The organism is Citrobacter sp. Awk 4, from assembly GCF_028069725.1.
In the GTDB taxonomy this organism is placed as follows: Bacteria; Pseudomonadota; Gammaproteobacteria; order Enterobacterales; family Enterobacteriaceae; genus Citrobacter_D.
In genome coordinates, this window is sequence record NZ_JANEWG010000015.1 from 37,032 (window position 1) to 55,823 (window position 18,792).

18 protein-coding genes are annotated in these 18,792 nt (G+C 53.8%); 7 read left to right on the plus strand and 11 right to left on the minus strand.

The window, feature by feature from the left end:
* Positions 1–450 (minus strand): transcriptional regulator NrdR, encoded by a 450-nt coding sequence (gene nrdR, locus NNO04_RS08560; RefSeq protein ID WP_162378968.1) that lies wholly within the window; start codon positions 448–450, stop codon positions 1–3.
* Between the two features lie 153 nt (positions 451–603).
* Here nrdR and NNO04_RS08565 point away from each other — a divergent pair, with 153 nt between their 5' ends.
* Both NNO04_RS08565 and tsx read left to right on the plus strand, forming a co-directional pair.
* Complete coding sequence (locus NNO04_RS08565) at positions 604–1,143, plus strand: DUF3251 domain-containing protein (RefSeq protein WP_271444292.1); 540 nt, start codon at positions 604–606, stop codon at positions 1,141–1,143.
* A gap of 300 nt (positions 1,144–1,443) precedes the next feature.
* Positions 1,444–2,328 (plus strand): nucleoside-specific channel-forming protein Tsx, encoded by an 885-nt coding sequence (tsx, locus tag NNO04_RS08570; RefSeq protein ID WP_271444293.1) that lies wholly within the window; start codon positions 1,444–1,446, stop codon positions 2,326–2,328.
* A 112-nt stretch (positions 2,329–2,440) separates the two neighbouring features.
* Here tsx and yajD read toward each other — a convergent pair whose 3' ends face one another.
* From yajD to NNO04_RS08585, 3 genes are all read right to left on the minus strand, one after another.
* A complete protein-coding gene (yajD, locus tag NNO04_RS08575; protein WP_162378971.1) occupies positions 2,441–2,788 on the minus strand; it encodes an HNH nuclease YajD in 348 nt (115 codons plus the stop codon).
* 85 nt (positions 2,789–2,873) lie between these two features.
* On the minus strand, positions 2,874–3,566 hold the full coding sequence (locus tag NNO04_RS08580; RefSeq protein ID WP_271444294.1) for a helix-turn-helix transcriptional regulator: 693 nt from the start codon (positions 3,564–3,566) through the stop codon (positions 2,874–2,876).
* A gap of 24 nt (positions 3,567–3,590) precedes the next feature.
* Positions 3,591–3,956 (minus strand): VOC family protein, encoded by a 366-nt coding sequence (locus NNO04_RS08585; RefSeq protein WP_271444295.1) that lies wholly within the window; start codon positions 3,954–3,956, stop codon positions 3,591–3,593.
* Positions 3,957–4,234: 278 nt separating this feature from the next.
* Here NNO04_RS08585 and NNO04_RS08590 point away from each other — a divergent pair, with 278 nt between their 5' ends.
* From NNO04_RS08590 to NNO04_RS08600, 3 genes are read left to right on the plus strand one after another with little or no spacing between them, the layout of a single operon-like run.
* Positions 4,235–5,272, plus strand: a complete 1,038-nt coding sequence (locus NNO04_RS08590; protein WP_271444296.1) for an extracellular solute-binding protein — start codon at positions 4,235–4,237, stop codon at positions 5,270–5,272.
* On the plus strand, positions 5,256–6,944 hold the full coding sequence (locus tag NNO04_RS08595) for an ABC transporter permease (RefSeq protein ID WP_271444297.1): 1,689 nt from the start codon (positions 5,256–5,258) through the stop codon (positions 6,942–6,944). The genes NNO04_RS08590 and NNO04_RS08595 overlap by 17 nt, the downstream gene beginning before the upstream one ends.
* 10 nt (positions 6,945–6,954) lie before the next feature.
* Complete coding sequence (locus NNO04_RS08600; RefSeq protein WP_271444298.1) at positions 6,955–7,638, plus strand: ABC transporter ATP-binding protein; 684 nt, start codon at positions 6,955–6,957, stop codon at positions 7,636–7,638.
* Positions 7,639–7,796: 158 nt separating this feature from the next.
* On the opposite strand, the gene secF is transcribed toward NNO04_RS08600, so the two are convergent.
* The 5 genes from secF to queA form a co-directional block, all read right to left on the minus strand.
* Positions 7,797–8,768 (minus strand): protein translocase subunit SecF, encoded by a 972-nt coding sequence (gene secF / locus NNO04_RS08605; RefSeq protein WP_271444299.1) that lies wholly within the window; start codon positions 8,766–8,768, stop codon positions 7,797–7,799.
* A 10-nt stretch (positions 8,769–8,778) separates the two neighbouring features.
* Positions 8,779–10,626, minus strand: coding sequence for a protein translocase subunit SecD (secD, locus tag NNO04_RS08610; protein WP_271444300.1), 1,848 nt, complete (start codon positions 10,624–10,626; stop codon positions 8,779–8,781).
* 27 nt (positions 10,627–10,653) lie between these two features.
* Positions 10,654–10,986 (minus strand): preprotein translocase subunit YajC, encoded by a 333-nt coding sequence (gene yajC, locus NNO04_RS08615; RefSeq protein ID WP_162378979.1) that lies wholly within the window; start codon positions 10,984–10,986, stop codon positions 10,654–10,656.
* 22 nt (positions 10,987–11,008) lie between these two features.
* Positions 11,009–12,136, minus strand: a complete 1,128-nt coding sequence (gene tgt / locus NNO04_RS08620; RefSeq protein ID WP_162378980.1) for a tRNA guanosine(34) transglycosylase Tgt — start codon at positions 12,134–12,136, stop codon at positions 11,009–11,011.
* Positions 12,137–12,227: 91 nt separating this feature from the next.
* Positions 12,228–13,292: a tRNA preQ1(34) S-adenosylmethionine ribosyltransferase-isomerase QueA gene (gene queA / locus NNO04_RS08625; protein ID WP_271444301.1), complete on the minus strand. Its 1,065-nt coding sequence runs from the start codon at positions 13,290–13,292 to the stop codon at positions 12,228–12,230.
* A gap of 92 nt (positions 13,293–13,384) precedes the next feature.
* On the opposite strand from queA, the gene acpH reads away from it, so the two are divergent.
* Together acpH and NNO04_RS08635 are read left to right on the plus strand one after the other, a co-directional pair.
* Positions 13,385–13,966, plus strand: a complete 582-nt coding sequence (gene acpH / locus NNO04_RS08630) for an ACP phosphodiesterase (protein WP_271444302.1) — start codon at positions 13,385–13,387, stop codon at positions 13,964–13,966.
* Between the two features lie 126 nt (positions 13,967–14,092).
* Positions 14,093–14,695, plus strand: a complete 603-nt coding sequence (locus NNO04_RS08635; RefSeq protein WP_003021524.1) for a peroxiredoxin — start codon at positions 14,093–14,095, stop codon at positions 14,693–14,695.
* 49 nt (positions 14,696–14,744) lie between these two features.
* Here NNO04_RS08635 and NNO04_RS08640 read toward each other — a convergent pair whose 3' ends face one another.
* Both NNO04_RS08640 and NNO04_RS08645 read right to left on the minus strand, forming a co-directional pair.
* A complete protein-coding gene (locus tag NNO04_RS08640; protein ID WP_271444303.1) occupies positions 14,745–16,139 on the minus strand; it encodes a DUF3999 domain-containing protein in 1,395 nt (464 codons plus the stop codon).
* Complete coding sequence (locus NNO04_RS08645) at positions 16,136–18,751, minus strand: DUF2339 domain-containing protein (protein ID WP_271444304.1); 2,616 nt, start codon at positions 18,749–18,751, stop codon at positions 16,136–16,138. Before NNO04_RS08645 ends, NNO04_RS08640 begins: the two co-directional genes overlap by 4 nt.
* Between the last annotated feature and the right edge of the window lie 41 nt (positions 18,752–18,792).

Consider the following 18,792-nt stretch of genomic DNA (forward strand, 5'->3'; position numbering starts at 1 on the left):
TTAGTCCTGTAGGCGAGCGATCTCTTCGCCGAATTCTTTGATATCTTCAAAACTGCGGTATACGGAGGCAAAACGGATATAGGCAACTTTATCGAGCTTTTTCAGTTGCTCCATCACCAGATTGCCAATCATCTTACTGGGAACTTCACGTTCTCCAGTGGCGCGCAGTTGCGATTTAATGTGATTTAACGCCATTTCTACGTCGTCGGCGCTGACCGGGCGTTTTTCCAACGCTCTGAGCATACCGCTACGCAGCTTCTCTTCGTTGAAAGGTTCACGCACATCATTACTTTTTATCACGCGCGGCATCACAAGCTCCGCGACTTCAAACGTCGTGAAACGTTCATTACAGACCAGACACTGCCGACGGCGGCGTACTGAAGAGCCCTCGCCGACAAGACGAGAGTCAATAACCTTAGTGTCTACGGCGAAACAGAATGGGCAATGCATACGGCGTCCTGTACCTCAGTGGTTAACGAAATCTATTTTACCCTGAACTGACGTGACAACAAAGGCGGAGCGCTTTTGAGACAAAGGATCTATCCCTTTGCTCACCAGGAGATCTACCATTAGGTTATCCCGACAATGAAGGAAATAATCTACATGACAAGACGTTACCTAAGAATTATCCTGGTGGGAAGCCTCTTTAGTCTCAGCGCCTGTGTGCAACAGAGCGAAGTACGCCAGATGCATCAAAGCGTCAGTACGTTGAGTGCAGAAATGACTCAGTTGAACCAGGAAACCGTAAAGATTACGCAGCAAAACAGGTTGAATGCGAAATCATCCAGCGGCGTTTACCTGCTGCCGGGTTCCAAAACGCCAGCCCGTCTGAACAGCCAGATTGGTACTCTGCGCATGTCACTTATCAATATTGCCCCTAATGCCGACGGTACGCGTCTGACGCTGCGTATTCAGGGCGAGTCCAATGATCCATTACCGGCATTCAGCGGTACGGTGGAATACGGGCAAATCCAGGGAACGACTGAAAATTATCAGGAAGTGAATGTACGTAATCAATTGATTAACGCCCCTGCCAGTCTTCTGGCGCCCAGCGACATTGACATTCCGTTACAGTTAAATGGATTGACCCAAGACCAGCCAGCTTTTATTCGCATCCACGACATACAGCCTGTGACGCAATAAACGCCCGAGCGGAGCGTTTTGTTCGTTCCGCAACATATTCCCCGTCAACTTTGTTATTCCTCTTACATCACTCTCACTTTTTGTGAAAATTGGCTACATTCATGAAAGCCAGTACACTCTCACCGTTTAAAGTACGCAAACGTGAACGCAATCGATTACGTGAATGATAGAACTGTGAAACAAGACAGATTTTTGTGAGCAAGGGTTTTTATAATAGGCTCCGCAGAAACACGAAATATTTAGAAACGCAATTTGCGCCTTTTTCACTCCCGCAAGGGATTTTTAAACAGTGGCATACATATGAAAAAAACATTACTCGCAGCCGGTGCAGTGCTGGCGCTCTCGTCGTCTTTCACCGTTAATGCAGCTGAAAACGACAAACCGCAATATCTTTCTGACTGGTGGCACCAGAGCGTAAACGTGGTCGGCAGCTACCACACGCGTTTCGGACCGCAGATCCGTAACGACACCTATCTGGAATATGAAGCGTTCGGGAAAAAAGACTGGTTTGACTTCTATGGTTACGCGGATGCCCCGGTATTCTTCGGTGGTAACACCGATGCGAAAGGTATCTGGAACCACGGTTCCCCGCTGTTTATGGAGATCGAACCGCGTTTCTCTATCGATAAACTGACCAATACCGATCTGAGCTTTGGTCCGTTTAAAGAGTGGTACTTCGCCAACAACTACATCTACGACATGGGTCGTAACAAAGATGGTCGCCAGAGCACCTGGTACATGGGTCTGGGTACTGACATCGACACCGGTCTGCCGATGAGCTTGTCCATGAACGTCTATGCAAAATACCAGTGGCAGAACTATGGCGCAGCGAACGAAAACGAGTGGGACGGCTACCGCTTCAAAGTGAAATACTTTGTACCAATCACCCAACTGTGGGGCGGTAACCTGAGCTACATCGGCTTCACCAACTTCGACTGGGGTTCAGATCTGGGCGACGAAGATTTCTCCGATCTTAACGGCAACAAAGCGCGTACCAACAACTCTATCGCGTCCAGCCACATTCTGGCGCTGAACTACGATCACTGGCACTACTCCGTCGTCGCCCGTTACTGGCACAATGGGGGTCAGTGGAGCGATGACGCAGAGCTGAACTTCGGTAAAGGCGACTTTAACGTACGCTCTACCGGTTGGGGTGGATACCTGGTGGTAGGTTATAACTTCTAATTGCGCGAAGTAGCCGGATGGCGAACTGGCCTGCGTGATTATCCCAGGCCAGTTAAGCGAAGCGCCAGCGGGCAAAAAAAAGCACCGAACGAAAATATCGTCGGTGCTTTTTTTATTTCTTCTTATTCATCATCGCTTTCAGGTCAGCAAATGGATTGTACTTCGCTTCCCCGACATCCTTCTGCGCATCTTCCCCGGCAATGACCGTGGAACCATACAGATCGGCCTCAGTGTATTTTGAATGCTCATGATCGTGACAGTAGAGGCAAAGCAGTTCCCAGTTACTGCCATCTTCCGGATTATTGGTGTGATCGTGATCCATATGATGCACTGTCAACTCACGCAGGTTCGAGTAGACAAACTCGCGTGAGCAACGCCCACAGACCCAGGGAAAGAGTTTCAGCGCTTTTTCACGATAGCCGCTTTCCAGCCGCGCATAATTTTTGGGGATTATTGCCATGATGATGAAAAACCAGGGTTAACGATAAGGTCATGTGCAGTTTCCCGCGAAGTGCGCTTTTTAGCAATCCCGAAGAGAAGACAATTTATGTCCTGTCTTCACATTGCACTTTACGCAAGAAATCACGCAACGAGCGGTTCGCGTCTTCGCGGAAACGTCGGTCAAGCGGGGTAATCTGCAGGCAACGGTCAACGCGAAAACAGCGGTAATCTTCACGCCGCTCACACCAGGCAATCAGCAGCCAGTGTTCTGCCCAGAAGAACATCCCGAGCGGCTGCACATCCCGCCAACTGAGATGTCCGGCTTCATCGCGATAATGTAACGCCAGTACTTGCTGCGCCGAAACCGCCTGGTGAATGAGGTCAAAAGCACTGCGGGAATGCGGCTGCGTACCAAAATCAGGTGCAAATATCCTTGTCTGTTCCGCCCGACGGCGACTCTCTTCCGGCAATATCGCCAGTACTTTCTCCTGAGCAGACTCCAGTTCCCGCGAAAGGGAATTCCCTCCCCATGTTTTCAGCAAGCGAATGGCTACCATCAACGCTTCTGATTCGCGGTGCGTTAACATCAGCGGAGGCAGATCAAAGCCTGCAATTAAGCGATACCCGATCCCCGCTTCGCCTTCCACTGGTACGCCGGATAATGAAAGGTCGCGGATATCGCGATAGATTGTTCGCTCGGAAACCTCAAGCCGTTCGGCTAACAGCGCCGCCGTTGTCAGCCGTCTGCCACGCAGGATCTGCACAATCTGAAACAAGCGGTCGGCGCGTCGGGTCATTTTCACTCTCTGTATTAGCGATGATTACACGGGTTGATGCAGGCCCACACGGTTGCCTTCACTGTCGGTAAACAGCGCAATAGTGCCAATATCCTGCCCCAGATCAAGCGGCCCAAAGACGCACTCGCCGCCAGCGGTAGCGACGCGTTGAAGTGTTGCCGTCAGATCTGCCGTATGCAAATAAATGATAGCGCCCTGCGTCGATGGCGTAATCCCATCAAATTTTGCCAGTGCGCCCCCGGTCGCCGGTTCGACATACGGGAAAACCGCCAGATCGGCACTGTCCATTTTTTCACGGCGTAGCGACATCTGCATCACCGGCTCATAGAACGCAATGGCGCGTTCCATATCCGCTACCGGAATTTCAAACCAGTTAATGATGTTTTTCATGATTCCTCCTGCCTGTATGGGTGAGTTCAGGAGAAATCATAAAGCAGGGCTCCTGACAGCATACTGTCAGTAGGGATTGCCATTTTTACATTCCGCCGTTCCCCTCAGTGACGCCGCCCCTTGTCATATCACATCGTTGATTAAAGTTTTGTAAATGTGAATCAGTTGCATTTCACTATAATTGTCTCTGCTACTGATTATCATTTATTGTATGCGCGCCTGAAGAACAGGCTCCTGTTCGGATAACGATTAGTTCCAATTACTCCGGGATAAAAACGATGAATGCTCTGCCCAGCATCAGACTGCACCGAATCACTCTTGCATCAGCTCTGGCTCTCTGTTTCAGCGCCCCCGCGCTCGCCGAGGAGACGTTAACCCTCTACACCACGCGTGAACCTGGCCTGATTCAGCCATTACTCGACAGCTGGACGCAATCCAGCGGCGTCAAAGTGAACACGGTTTATATTAAAGACGGCATGCTCGAACGCGTGAAAGCGGAAGGTAAAAATTCCCCTGCGGATCTGCTGATGACCGTCGATGCCGGTAATCTCATCGATTTAGTCGAAGCGGGCGTGACGCAACCGGTACAGTCAGACGCGCTGAAGGCGGCCATTCCGGCCAATTTACGCGGTGAAGATAATCAGTGGTTTGCGCTGTCTATGCGCGCCCGTGTGCTCTATGCGGATAAATCCCTGCCTATTGATAACTGGCATTACGAACAGCTTTCCAGCCCGCAATACAAAGGCAAAGTGTGTATCCGTTCCGGACAGCATCCTTATAACACGGCGTTAATTGCCGCGATGATTGCCCACCACGGCGAAGCGAAAACCGAAGAGTGGCTGCGCGGCGTGAAGGCGAACCTGGCGCGTAAAGCCACCGGCGGTGATCGTGACGTCGCCCGGGATATTCTCGGCGGCATTTGTGATATCGGTCTGGCGAACTCCTATTACGTCGGCCACATGAAAAATGCGAAAGAAGGCAGTGATGCTCGCCGTTGGGGTGACGCTATTAAAGTCGTTAAGCCAACCTTTGAGCAAGGCGGCACGCATGTGAATATCAGTGGTGCCGCAGTGGCCCGCTACGCGCCGAATAAAGCAGAGGCCATAAAACTGATGGAATACCTGGTGTCTGCGCCAGCCCAGCAGCTCTACGCCAAAGCAAACTTTGAATATCCGGTGCTGAAAGGCGTTAAGCTTGATCCTGTGATCAGCGCGACGATCGGTGAGATTGACGTCGACAAAGTCCCGTTAACTGAAATTGTGAAATACCGTAAACAAGCAAGCCTCCTGGTTGATAAAGTTGGATTCGATCAATAAGTCACTTCATCTGACAACGTTACGCGGCCTGGTTTCCGGGCCGCAGTCGTTATTAACGCCGCTGCATCTTGGCGCGCTGTGTATCGCGCTGGGCGTACTCACCCCTATCGTGGCGCTTCTCTGGCAAGCCACGCAGGCTGACTTCTCCCACTGGGATAATCTCATCACCTTTGTACTGCCCTCAGTACTGAAAAATACCGTGCTGTTGCTGGCGGGGGTGGCGGTGATGGTGGGCGTCATTGGCGTCGGCAGCGCATGGGCGGTCACGGCATGGGACTTCCCCGGACGCAAAATCCTCAGTTGGGCGCTGCTGCTGCCGCTGGCAATGCCGACCTATATTGTGGCATTCGCCTGGCTCGATTTGATGCATCCCATCGGCCCGCTGCAAACATTCATCCGTTTTTTATTGGGATTTGACAGCCCGAGACAGTTCCGTCTGCCTGATTTACGTTCACTGCCAGGCGCCATTATTCTGCTCGGTTTAGTGTTGTATCCCTACGTCTACCTGACGACCCGGGCGATGTTTATTAGCCAGCCTGCGCACCTGCTGGAGGCTGCCCGTACGCTGGGCTGCGGTGCTGCCGGTACCTTCTTCCGCGTTGCGCTGCCGCTGGCACGCCCTGCGCTGGCGGTCGGTATCAGTCTGGCGCTGCTGGAAACGCTGAACGATATCGGCGCGTCGGAATTTCTCGGCGTGCAAACCTTAACCGTCACCGTGTATACCACCTGGATTTCTCGTTCTGATTTGGCATCCGCTGCGCAAATCGCCTGCATGATGCTGATGTTTATTTTCTGCATACTGACGCTGGAATTTTATGGTCGCAGAAAACAAGGATTTAGCAGCCGCAGCCTGCGGGAAATTCAACCCACACGCGTACACGGCTGGCGCGGATGGCTTCTCGGCGCGATCATTGCGCTGCCGGTTATTCTCGGGTTCCTGGCTCCGGTCCTGTTTTTGATTTGGGAAAGCCTGAAACGGTTAGGTGCAGAAAATCCGCTTTCCGCCTCGTTACTTTCGGCATTGCAAAACACGCTGACGCTCGCGGCGGGCACCACCCTGGTGGTCGTGTGCGTCAGTTTGCTGGTGGCGTGGAGCGCGCGCCATAGCGCCGCAGACAACGCGATGCCGGGATTTCGTCGCGGTGTCATGCGCCTCGCCTCCCTGGGTTACGCGGTTCCGGGGACCATTCTGGCGATTGGATTCCTGACACCGGCAATGGCGGTCGATAAATGGCTGGCGGATTTGTTGGAAATTCGCGGCTTACCGTTGATGTCTGCGGGCATACTACTGGTTATCTGCTGCGCCATGCGTTTTCAGGCGATTGCCATCGGCGCACTGGATTCCGGGCTCGGCCGTATCCCCCCTTCCCTTGAGCAAGCCTCGCGTTTGTTAGGAGAAAATGGCGCAGGAACGTTTGCCCGGGTTCACTTCCCGCTATTGCGTCCGGCGCTGGTGAGTAGCGCCTTGTTAGTCTTTGCCGATGCGATGAAAGAGCTGCCAACGACGCTGCTTTTACGTCCGGTTAACTTTGAGACGCTGGCAACGTTGCTTTATGCAGAAGCCGCTCGCGGAACCTATGAGGAAGGGGCCATTGCCGCCTTAATGATTGTTCTTGCAGGCACACTGCCGGTTATTTTGCTGGTGCGTCATCAACTGACGCGCCGCCACTAAAGGAACGACAATGTCAGAAATTGCATTACGCCTGGAGGATGTGCATGTTGCCTACGGCAACAGCCAGCAATCGGTCCTGAACGGGTTTTCAATGTCCTTGCGTAAAGGTGAGCTTGCCTGTCTGCTGGGGGCCTCCGGCTGCGGAAAAACCACCGTGCTACGCGCCGTTGCCGGATTTGAACGGCTGCGAAGCGGAGAGATCTATGTTTCACAACGGCGTGTCGCCGGAGGAGGCATACATCTGCCGCCAGAGAAACGTCACGTCGGCATGGTCTTTCAAGAATATGCATTATTCCCCCATCTGACAGCACAACAAAACGTGGCGTTTGGTTTACGCCGGATGCCGCGTGAGACTCAGCAGGCCAGAGTGACAGAGCTGCTAAGAATGGTGGAATTGCACAGTCATGCCGGTCGCTACCCTCATGAGCTCTCCGGCGGACAACAACAGCGTATTGCTTTAGCCCGTGCGCTGGCGCCGAATCCAGATATCCTGCTGCTGGATGAACCCTTCTCCAGCCTGGATAAAAAAACACGCGAGCGTCTCGGCACAGAAGTTCGGGATATTTTGCGTGACGCGGGGCAAACCGCACTGCTGGTGACGCACAGCGAGCACGAAGCGCAGTTAATGGCTGACCATATAGGTTATGTCCAAATGGGCCAATATCAGAAGCACAGAGACGCACAGTTCAACTGAAAATACCCCTTTCATCCTGATGGCATAAACGCGCCACCACGCGCAGGTAAATAACACATCCCCAGAAACAATGGGTTTTACTTCCGCAAACTCAAACGGATAAGCAAAAAAAATCCCGGTCATTTGACCGGGATTTCTATGACGGCATAAGCGTCAGTTTAAGGCAGAATTGACGGCTGATCCGCCCCTTCTTTCTCAACTTTCTGCTGCAGCATGTGCTCGCGTTTCATCCCCAGTTTCAACGCCAGCGCAGATGCGACGTAGATGGATGAAGCCGTACCGATAGATACACCAATCAGCATGGTCAGTGAGAAGCCTTCCAGTACCGGACCACCGAAGAGGTACAGCATCAGAATAACCACTAACGTCGTACCGGAGGTGATCAACGTACGGTGCAGCGTCTGGGTCAGCGACACGTTAAAGATTTCGTAAGGCGTCCCGCGACGGATTTTGCGGAAGTTTTCACGAATACGGTCAGAAACCACGATGCTGTCGTTCAGCGAGTAACCGATAACCGACATCAAGGATGCGACGATCGTCAGGTCAATCTCGATATGGAACAGCGACAGCACGCCCAGCGTAATGATCACGTCGTGCGCAAGAGAGATAACCACACCCGCCGCCAGTCGCCACTCAAAGCGGAAACCAACGTAAACGAGGATGGAGATCAGCGCCACAATCAACGCCATGGCACCCGTTTGCGCCAGATCGGCACCCACGCTGGGTCCGACGAACTCAATACGCTTCACAGCCGCATTCTGGTGGGTGGCTTCGTTGATGATCGTCAGCACTTTGCTGCCTAACACCTGACCGCCATTTTCACCTTCTGTCGGCGGCATGCGCACCATGATGTCATGGCTGCTGCCGAAGTTTTGCAGTTGCGGCTCTTCAAAACCCGCCTTCTGCAACGCGTCACGCATGACATCTATTTCTGCTGGTTTCTCCAGCGTTATCTCAATTACCGTACCACCGGTGAAATCCAGCCCCCAGTTAAAGCCGCGCACGCCCATAATCACAATGGCCGCGATCAGCAAAAGGCCAGAGATGCCGAAAGCCCAGTAGTCCCAGCGCATAAAGTCCCAGACTTTACGGCCATGGTTCAATTGTTCAACAGTATATTCCTGTGCCACAACGCACTCCTCAGATTGACAGCTTGTTGATGCGTTTGCCGCCATACAACAGGTTTACGATGGCACGCGTACCGACAATTGCGGTAAACATCGACGTTGCTACACCAATACCGGTGGTGATAGCGAAGCCTTTGATTGCGCCGGTGCCGACTGCATACAGGATCAGGACTTTAATCAGCGTGGTGATGTTCGCATCAAAGATGGAACTGAATGCACCCGCATAACCTTCGTTGATCGCCTGCTGCACCGAACGCCCGTTGCTCAACTCTTCTTTGATACGTTCGTTGATCAGTACGTTGGCATCGACCGCCACCGCAAGGGTTAGCACGATACCCGCAATACCCGGCATACTCAGCGTGGCCCCTGGCAGCAACGACATGATACCGACGATCAGCACCAGGTTAGCAATCAGCGCACTGGTCGCGATCAGACCAAATTTCTTGTAGAAGAAGATCATGAACAGAATAGAAACCGCCAGACCTGCCAGACACGCTTCCAGACCCTGCTTGATGTTCTGCATACCCAAAGTTGGGCCGATGGTACGCTCTTCAACAATCTGAATCGGCGCAATCAGCGCACCGGCACGCAGCAACAGAGAGAGCTGACGCGCTTCGTTCGGGTTGTCGATACCGGTAATACGGAAGCTGTTACCCAGGCGAGACTGGATGTTGGCGATGTTGATCACCTCTTCCTGCTTCACCAGAACCGAACGACCGTTAGCATCTTTCTTACCGCTGTCTTTGTACTCCACAAACAGGGTCGCCATCGGTTTACCGATGTTGTCCTTGGTGAAGTTAGACATGATGTTGCCACCCGCGCTATCCAGCGAGATGTTAACCTGCGGCTGGTTGTATTCGTCCTGGCTGGAAGTGGAGTCGGTGATATGGTCACCGGTCAGGATCACACGTTTGTACAGCACAACCGGCTGACCTTCGCGGGTCTGTTTCACTTCAGAATCGCCCGGAACACGCCCGGAAGCGGCGGCAGACTGGTCCACGTTGGTGTTGACCAGACGGAATTCCAGAGTCGCAGTGGCGCCCAGAATCTCTTTCGCACGCGCGGTATCCTGAATACCCGGCAGTTCAACGACGATGCGGTCTGCACCCTGACGTTGTACAACAGGCTCAGCAACACCCAGTTGGTTAACACGGTTACGCAGGATATTGATGTTCTGCTGCACCGCATATTCGCGGGCTTCGCTCAGGCGAGCATCGGTCATTACCGCACGCAGTACATTGCTACCCTGGCCTGTGATCACCAGATCGCGATGACGGGGCGTCAAATACGCGATCGCCTCATCGCGGGCCTTGTCATCACGGAACGTAATGCTCAGACCGTATTTGTCTTCTTTGCGTACAGTCGTATAAGGAATGCCTTTATCACGCAGTTCGCTGCGCAGGCTATCGATATTTTGCTCCTGCAGCTTACCCAGAGCGGTGTCCATATCCACTTCCATCAGGAAGTGAACGCCGCCACGCAGGTCGAGACCGAGTTTCATCGGTTCTGCATGAATAGCAGCCAGCCAACGCGGGGTCGCTGGAGCAAGGTTTAGCGCCACGACATATTTATCACCCAGCACGCCCACCAGCGCTTCACGTGCGCGCAGTTGGATGTCGGTGGTGTCGAAGCGCGCAAGAATAGCGCCCTCTTCCAGTGCCACAGACTTAGCAGTAATTTTTTCTTCTTGTAACGTTTTCTGGACCTGGATCAGCGTTTGCTCACTGGCGGCGACACCGCGCGCGCCAGTGATTTGAACAGCCGGATCCTCACCATACAGGTTGGGAAGTGCGTAAAGCAGGCCGACGACAATCACGACGACCAGCATAATGTACTTCCACAAAGGATAACGGTTTAACACGGCAGTTCCCTTTGGGAAAACAATAAATTACAGCGCCTTCATGGTGCCTTTCGGCAGAACGGCAGCTACGAAGTCACGTTTGATAACCACTTCAGTGGTGTCGTTCAGCGCGATAACAATGTAGCCAGATTCAGCTACTTTGGTCACACGACCCACCAGGCCACCATTGGTCAGCACTTCATCGCCTTTCGCAATGGAGTTCATCAGATTTTTATGTTCTTTGGTACGCTTCTGCTGTGGGCGAAGGATCATGAAGTAGAAAATCAGACCAAACACCACCAGCATCAGAATCAGAGACATCGGGCTGCCCTGCGCCGGAGCACCTGTTGCCGCTACCGCATCAGAAATAAAAAAGCTCATTCAAATTCCCTCATTATTAAAATTAATCAACGTTCAAAGGTGGAACAGGTCGACCCTGGCGTTGGTAAAAATCGGTCACGAAGCTCTCTAATTTACCCTCTTCAATAGCCTTGCGTAAACCCGCCATCAAACGCTGGTAGTAACGAAGGTTATGAATGGTATTGAGTCGCGCGCCCAATATTTCGTTGCAACGATCGAGATGATGCAAGTAAGCGCGCGAATAATGGCGACAGGTATAGCAATCGCACTCAGCATCGAGTGGGCTGGTGTCGCTTTTATGCTTCGCGTTACGAATTTTCACCACGCCGTCAGTCACGAACAAGTGACCGTTACGGGCGTTTCGCGTTGGCATCACGCAGTCAAACATATCAATACCACGACGTACGCCTTCAACCAGATCTTCTGGTTTGCCGACGCCCATCAGGTAACGTGGTTTATCCGCCGGGATTTGCGGGCAAACATGCTCCAGAATACGGTGCATATCTTCCTTCGGCTCACCCACAGCCAAACCGCCGACAGCGTAGCCATCAAAGCCGATATCTACCAGACCTTTGACGGAGATATCACGTAAATCTTCGTAAACGCTGCCCTGAATGATGCCAAAAAGCGCATTTTTATTGCCAAGGCCGTCAAAACGGTCACGGCTGCGCTTCGCCCAACGCAAAGACATCTCCATAGAGCGTTTAGCATAGTCCCAGTCCGCCGGATAGGGAGTACATTCGTCGAAAATCATTACGATATCGGAACCGAGATCGTACTGAATCTCCATGGACTTTTCGGGATCAAGGAAAATCGGATCGCCGTTAATCGGGTTGCGGAAGTGAACACCTTGTTCGGTGATCTTGCGAATATCGCCCAGACTGAACACCTGGAAGCCGCCGGAATCGGTGAGGATCGGGCCTTTCCACTGCATGAAATCGTGCAAATCGCCATGTAACTTCATGATTTCCTGGCCTGGGCGCAGCCACAGGTGGAAGGTGTTGCCGAGAATAATCTGCGCGCCAGTGGCTTCAACTTCTTCCGGCGTCATCCCTTTGACGGTGCCGTAAGTGCCAACAGGCATAAAAGCAGGCGTTTCCACTACGCCACGATCAAACACCAGGCGGCCACGGCGAGCGCGTCCGTCGGTGGTATCCAGTTCGAATTTCATTTTTTCTCCTGCATCAGAGAAACAGTCTGATGATTACACATTCGCCGTGGAATCACTCCACGGCGGCAAAATGGCACCTGAGATAGCTTTCTCAGGGTTGCTCAGAAACAGCCTGCGGATTGTACGTGATAAACATGGCATCACCGTAACTAAAAAATCGATATTCCGCTTTTACGGCTTCGTGATAGGCATGCATGGTGTGTTTATAACCCGCAAACGCCGAAACCAGCATAATCAGTGTTGATTCAGGCAGATGGAAGTTAGTCACCAGCGCATCAATCACTTTGTATTGATAACCAGGATAAATAAAAATCTGCGTATCGCCGAAGAACGGTTCGATAAGATCTTTTTTCGCCGCCTGTGCCGCGCTTTCCAGTGAACGCACGGAAGTCGTACCTACCGCAATCACCCGGTTGCCGCGCGCTTTCGCGGCCAATACCGCATCCACAACGTCTTGCGGCACTTCGGCGTATTCGGAGTGCATGATGTGGTCTTCAATGGTGTCCACACGCACTGGCTGGAACGTCCCGGCGCCGACATGCAGCGTAACGAACGCCATCTCGATGCCTTTGTCACGCAGTTTGGCGAGCAAAGGATCGTCAAAATGCAGACCTGCGGTAGGTGCCGCCACGGCACCCGGTTTTTCACCGTAAACCGTCTGATACAGCTCGCGGTCGGCGTCTTCATCCGGACGGTCAATGTACGGCGGCAACGGCATATGACCGATGGCATTGAGGATATCCAGAACCGGACGTTCGTCGTTAAATTCGACTTCAAACAGCGCGTCATGACGCGCGGTCATGGTGGCCTTGATGCTCTCATCATCACCCAGCAGTAATTCAGCGCCAGGCTTCGGCGCTTTAGAGGCGCGAATATGTGCCAGAATACGCTTGTCATCCAGCATGCGCTCAACCAGCACTTCAATCTTGCCGCCGCTGGCCTTACGGCCGAACAGACGCGCCGGGATCACGCGGGTGTTGTTAAAAACCAGCAGATCACCAGGGTTGAGCTTATCGAGTAAATCAGTAAAAGTACCGTGCGTCAGCGCGCCCGTCGGCCCGTCTAATGACAGCAAGCGGCAACTACTGCGCTCAGGCATCGGATAGTGGGCAATCAGGGACTCGGGTAATTCAAAGGAAAAATCGGCAACGCGCATGACACTGACTCAGACTAAAATAAGAGGCGGGTAGTCTAGTGCCGGGGCGTTCTCCCTGCAACCTTTACCCACTTTTGGACAGATAACAGACAATGAATTTTTTAGCTCACCTGCACCTTGCGTACCTCGCCGAAAGCTCACTTTCCGGCAATCTGCTGGCCGATTTTGTGCGGGGTAGTCCCGCTGATACCTGGTCTGCCGATGTGGTGGACGGTATTTTTATGCATCGTCGCATCGACGTGCTCACCGATAATCTGCCGGAAGTGAAAGAGGCAAAAGAGTGGTTTCGCCCCGAAACCCGACGCGTTGCGCCGATTACGCTCGACGTAATGTGGGATCATTTCCTTTCGCGTCACTGGGCGCAGCTCTCCCCGGACTTCCCCTTACAGGCCTTTGTGCGTTACGCCCATGCGCAGGTCAAGATTATTCTGCCGGAATCGCCGCCGCGTTTTGTGAACCTGAATAACTACCTGTGGTCGGAAAAGTGGCTGGAACGTTATGGTGATATGGATTTCATCCAGGATGTCCTCAACGGCATGGCCAGTCGCCGCCCCCGCCTTGATGCCCTTCGCGACTCCTGGCATGACCTGGATACCCACTACGCTGCCCTGGAGGCACGATTCTGGCAGTTTTATCCGCGAATGATGGTGCAGGCGAAAAATAAACAACTCTAATAGAGGGGCGATTGATAGGTAAAAGCTCACTGAACGATTGTCAGCGCCTCTTTGTCTTATTGCCGAACACCTTCTATACTGGCCCGCGTTGCGTTCCAAAAACCCTTAACTTTGCAGGAGAATTATATGGTACTGGTTACTCGTCAGGCTCCGGATTTCACAGCAGCTGCGGTACTGGGTAGCGGTGAGATTGTTGAAAACTTCAACTTCAAACAGCACACCAACGGTAAAACGACCGTTCTGTTCTTCTGGCCGATGGACTTCACCTTCGTTTGCCCGTCAGAACTGATCGCGTTCGACAAACGTTATGAAGAATTCCAGAAGCGCGGCGTTGAAGTGGTTGGCGTTTCTTTTGACTCTGAATTTGTCCACAACGCATGGCGTAACACCCCTGTCGACAAAGGCGGCATCGGTGCAGTGAAATACGCAATGGTTGCTGACATCAAACGCGAAATCCAGAAAGCCTATGGCATCGAGCACCCGGAAGCGGGCGTGGCGCTGCGTGGTTCTTTCCTGATCGACGCGAACGGCGTTGTTCGCCACCAGGTCGTTAACGATCTGCCGCTGGGTCGTAACATCGACGAAATGCTGCGTATGGTTGACGCGCTGCAGTTCCACGAAGAGCACGGTGATGTTTGCCCGGCACAGTGGGAAAAAGGAAAAGAAGGGATGAACGCATCTCCGGACGGCGTTGCAAAATACCTGACCGAAAACGTCTCCAGCCTGTAATTGGCATGAATTGAAAAAAGGCTCGCCCCGGCGAGCCTTTTTTATTGTCTTACGCCGCGCCACCCTTCTTCGCTTCACGCCAGATTCGCCACGCCATCGTCAGCAGGACCGCCACGCCAAGAATTAGCGCTCCCCAGACCAACAATGTTTTCCACAGACGCTGTTGTTCAGCCGCTGAGGTCGCCGTTAAACGTTCCTCTCCCCCCAGAACCACGCGGGTATGCGGGAAAACCTGCGGCAGAGCGTCGATCTTCTGCCTTTCACGCAGCGCTTTCGGGATCAGCATATCCATGCTGACATCCGCCTTGACTGCCGCCCCGTTTCCCCACGCCAGCATGTAAGGACTCGTCCCCTGGGCATTGAAAATCACCTGATAACTGTCGCGAACACCTCTCACCACCGGGAGCGTCTCCGGTAATTTGGCATTCAGGGTGGTCATGCGAACGGCATCGACCAACTCACCAGAGAGGGGAATACTGTCAGAAAACTGCCCATCCAGCCAAAAGAGCACCGTCTTGCTCAACGGTCGCCACGCCTCTTTTTCACTGCTGCGCCACTCCAGCTCGACAGGTAACAGCCCTTTGTTGTCCAGAAGGATGTCCAGCGCCGTCAGCGGCTGGGGATGATCCCATCGCCAGATAGCCTCGGTTGGCGACACTTTACTGCCACGGGCATTCAGCAAGACGCGCTCGGCGGCAGGTAGGGTTGTATCGGTGAGAGCGCTCACGCCGTTCAGAACCAACGCCGGGCTTTGCGAATCCAGGATCACCAGCAGATAAGCGACGCTATCCGTTGACAGTGTGATATCGGCACGGAGGGTGTCGATTTTCAGTCGATCATCGCCACGCTTCAGATCCATAAGCTGCGAGGCTTCCTGAAGCTCATCCCAACGATGTAAGTCACGACTGTAATACACCGAGGCTTTCCCCTGCCAGTTTTCCGCGGGATCGCGCCAGTCCAGGCGCAACCGGGAAACCTGCAGTGATTCCACCCCATTTTCCGGCAGCGTCAGCAGAAAACTTTGCCCAATCGCTTTGGCATCTTCGCTCTCAAAGTGGATTTCCAGCCCGCTTTTCGAACGCAGCAGTACCGTCTGCATGCCGCTATCGTCATTCGGTTTCACCGGGACGGGCGATGCCTCAAACGCAAAGAGTCGAAGCGGAACGGCTTTTGGTTCCGTGACCTGCGATTTCTGCACCTCAAGCGCGAAAGGCACCACGTCGCCCTGGCGGTTAAACACGCGCACATCACGTAAATCCGGCCAGGCGCTGGTGGTATAGACCTCCATTGGAAGCGGAACGCGATACCAGGGCGATTCTCCGGTCGTCTCCAGCGTCATCCCCACCGCGTAATCCTGCGGCGTCTCCGGCACCTCGTCGCGGCTGAACGCCGGAAACGCCATCCCCAACAGGACGCTCCATAATACCCCTTTCATCCATTTCATTTTTCGTCTCCTGCCCTGGGCGGTAACGGTGAGAAGTACCCCACGATTAAGACCAGAATCGCCACGCCAATAAAGGCGACTGCGCGCGCTAACCCGCCGCCATTCGCACTGTCCACCAGCATCAGTTTAATGATAACGATGCCCAGAAAGGTCGCGCCGCAAAACCATTCCCGTCGCGAACCACGTCGCGTGGCGCGGATCATGACAATTAACGCCGTGAGCATCCAGAACAGGGCAAAACAGGTCTGGATCAAACGTGAATGCCACAACGCTTCACTGCTCCACACAACATCGCCATACCACGATAACGCTCGCATAAGCGCCCCATTCAGCCACCAAAATGCCAGCGCCGCCAGCGCAACCAGCCCCCATGAACGGTACGCCGCGAACGGCGCAGGTAACACGTGCAGGGAAAAACGAACAAGAATATACAGTCCCAACAACGCGAAGGCCGCGCCCTCTTCAAGCGGGTTAACCCCAGGAATGTAACGTTGATGAAGCACCACGCCATCTTCCAGGTTAGCAAACAGCAGATACAACACCAAAATAACGGCCAGCGGTACTAAGGCGACAGCGCCATACAGCACAGGCCAGCGAGTAAACGGCCACAGTTTGCGGCGAATCGCCGTATGTACCAACAGGATAACGATCCCGCCCGCCGCCATCATCAGACCGCTGCGCCAGGCCTCCATTCCCCACGGCAACGCCTGCGTAAACCAGAATAATTCCATGGCGAACGCCAGTACGATCATCCAGAACAGAGAAAGATGCAGCGCCTGCGAGAATCGAGGCAACAAACGTGGACTATCGCGATACAGCATCAGCACCGCGCAGGGTAATGCCGCACACCACGCCAGATTTTGCCAGCCAGCGGCAAAAATCTGCTGTAAGTCAATTTGATACACCAGCAGCAACAGCATGGCGGGCCACAGCAGCCACTGACTATACCCCAGCTCTCGCCATGCGAATCGCCTGCCCAGATAACGCCAAAGTGCAACGGAAGCGGTCATCAGCGCCAGAACACCAAACCACTCAGAAGCCGAATCTTCAAGCACCAGTCGTGATGCGCCCACCAGTGCGACAATCCAGAATGCCACGCCCCCCACCAGCAGCGCCCAACTGATGTGTACCTTTTCACTGCGCCACAGCCACGCCCCTGCCAGCCAACACAGACTCAGCACCGAGAAGATAGTCATCACGGGTAGCGCTGCGGTATTTTCCGCCAGCGCCCAGCCTCCGCTGACCACCGCCAGCAGCATCAATGCGGTCCCGCTGTAGCTCATCCGCCGTTGTTGTTGCTGAATACCCAGCCACAGCACGCCCAATCCTTCGAGCGCCCAGGCCATCGCTGTCCAGCGCGCGGAAAGCGCCAGCGGGATGGCCAGCGTGGCAAATGCCCCGCCAAGCGCCAGCGCCGCCAGGGCCAGTGGACGTCCCATCGACGGAAAACGGCGTAATGCCAGCCACGCCAGGGCCATGTAGAAACCGCCAAATCCCAGCGCGCTGAGGGCCGGGCCGTATTCCAGATGCTGGGTCATCGCATACTGCATTCCAAAGCCAATCACCGGAGGCGCAAACACCAGTACGCCGTCAATAATACGCTTGCCCTTCTCCTGCGCCCGCAGCGAGAGCGCCACGCTCAACACGCCAAAAATGAGGATGTTGGCGATCAGGAAAAGCTGGCAGTTGAACCAGTACTCAGTCCGGTAATCACTCAGCCCCCAAAGCCCGCCGACCCCGAAGGTAAACAGCAGCCCCAACAGATTGAGCTCACGCCAGTGCTGCCAGATGCTGATGGCGAGAATGCCGAGCGAAAGCAGGAGATAAAACGAGAACAGCGCGACATAGTTGCCGCTCCCGGTTGAAAGCAGCAGCGGAGCGAGATAACCGCCGATGCTTGCCAGCATCGCCAGACTCAGCGCTTTTTGCAAAATTGCGAGCCCTACGCTTGCCGCGCAGATGAGCACCAGTAGTGCAAAAGCCAGCGTGAGCGGTAACATTTGCCACAGCCGGAATGCGCCAAAGACGGTCAAATACAGCGCGCCAGTCGCCCCCCCTTGCAGGATTAAGGCATAGACGGGCTGTTTATGCCGCAAACGCCAGCCAACCGCGAGCAACGCCACGGCAAACAGCGCCGCGGCCACAAGGCGCAGCTCAAGGGGAAACAGTGAATGCTCAACCGTATAGCGCAACAGGAAAGATAAACCGAAGAAGAGCAACAAAATCCCCAGTTTGGCCAGCGGATTTCCCTGCATAAACCAGCGCGCCAGCGAAGAGAAAACACCGCCAAACGCAGAGGGCTTCACCGGTTTCACCAGCGGCGCGTCGACTTTTTCAGGCATGACGATGGAGAGTTGAGGACGTTCAATCTCTGAGGTGGCGGCGGCAACGACGTCCTCTGATATCGGCTCCACAGGGCTAACCGGTTCCGGTGTCGCCTGTTGAACAGGCGCATTGTCCGCGCCACGCTGTTCAAGCTCCTCAACCCGTCGGCGCAGAATGGAGAGTTCATAACGGAGTACGGACGTACGATTCAGCGCGACAATCGCCAGTATCGGCACGACCAGCGCAAAAAACAAAGCAATGCAGCCAAGGATTACAAGATCATCCATGTTTCCACCTTCACTGTACAAGATGCGCGTAGATTGGCACA

What these genes read in the sequence shown, in the direction of transcription:
- nrdR (WP_162378968.1), bottom strand. Translation starts at nt 450, where the DNA reads ATGCATTGCCCATTCTGTTTCGCCGTAGACACTAAGGTTATTGACTCT.
- NNO04_RS08565 (WP_271444292.1), top strand. Translation starts at nt 604, where the DNA reads ATGACAAGACGTTACCTAAGAATTATCCTGGTGGGAAGCCTCTTTAGT.
- tsx (WP_271444293.1), top strand. Translation starts at nt 1,444, where the DNA reads ATGAAAAAAACATTACTCGCAGCCGGTGCAGTGCTGGCGCTCTCGTCG.
- yajD (WP_162378971.1), bottom strand. Translation starts at nt 2,788, where the DNA reads ATGGCAATAATCCCCAAAAATTATGCGCGGCTGGAAAGCGGCTATCGT.
- NNO04_RS08580 (WP_271444294.1), bottom strand. Translation starts at nt 3,566, where the DNA reads ATGACCCGACGCGCCGACCGCTTGTTTCAGATTGTGCAGATCCTGCGT.
- NNO04_RS08585 (WP_271444295.1), bottom strand. Translation starts at nt 3,956, where the DNA reads ATGAAAAACATCATTAACTGGTTTGAAATTCCGGTAGCGGATATGGAA.
- NNO04_RS08590 (WP_271444296.1), top strand. Translation starts at nt 4,235, where the DNA reads ATGAATGCTCTGCCCAGCATCAGACTGCACCGAATCACTCTTGCATCA.
- NNO04_RS08600 (WP_271444298.1), top strand. Translation starts at nt 6,955, where the DNA reads ATGTCAGAAATTGCATTACGCCTGGAGGATGTGCATGTTGCCTACGGC.
- yajC (WP_162378979.1), bottom strand. Translation starts at nt 10,986, where the DNA reads ATGAGCTTTTTTATTTCTGATGCGGTAGCGGCAACAGGTGCTCCGGCG.
- tgt (WP_162378980.1), bottom strand. Translation starts at nt 12,136, where the DNA reads ATGAAATTCGAACTGGATACCACCGACGGACGCGCTCGCCGTGGCCGC.
- queA (WP_271444301.1), bottom strand. Translation starts at nt 13,292, where the DNA reads ATGCGCGTTGCCGATTTTTCCTTTGAATTACCCGAGTCCCTGATTGCC.
- acpH (WP_271444302.1), top strand. Translation starts at nt 13,385, where the DNA reads ATGAATTTTTTAGCTCACCTGCACCTTGCGTACCTCGCCGAAAGCTCA.
- NNO04_RS08635 (WP_003021524.1), top strand. Translation starts at nt 14,093, where the DNA reads ATGGTACTGGTTACTCGTCAGGCTCCGGATTTCACAGCAGCTGCGGTA.
- NNO04_RS08640 (WP_271444303.1), bottom strand. Translation starts at nt 16,139, where the DNA reads ATGAAATGGATGAAAGGGGTATTATGGAGCGTCCTGTTGGGGATGGCG.
- NNO04_RS08645 (WP_271444304.1), bottom strand. Translation starts at nt 18,751, where the DNA reads ATGGATGATCTTGTAATCCTTGGCTGCATTGCTTTGTTTTTTGCGCTG.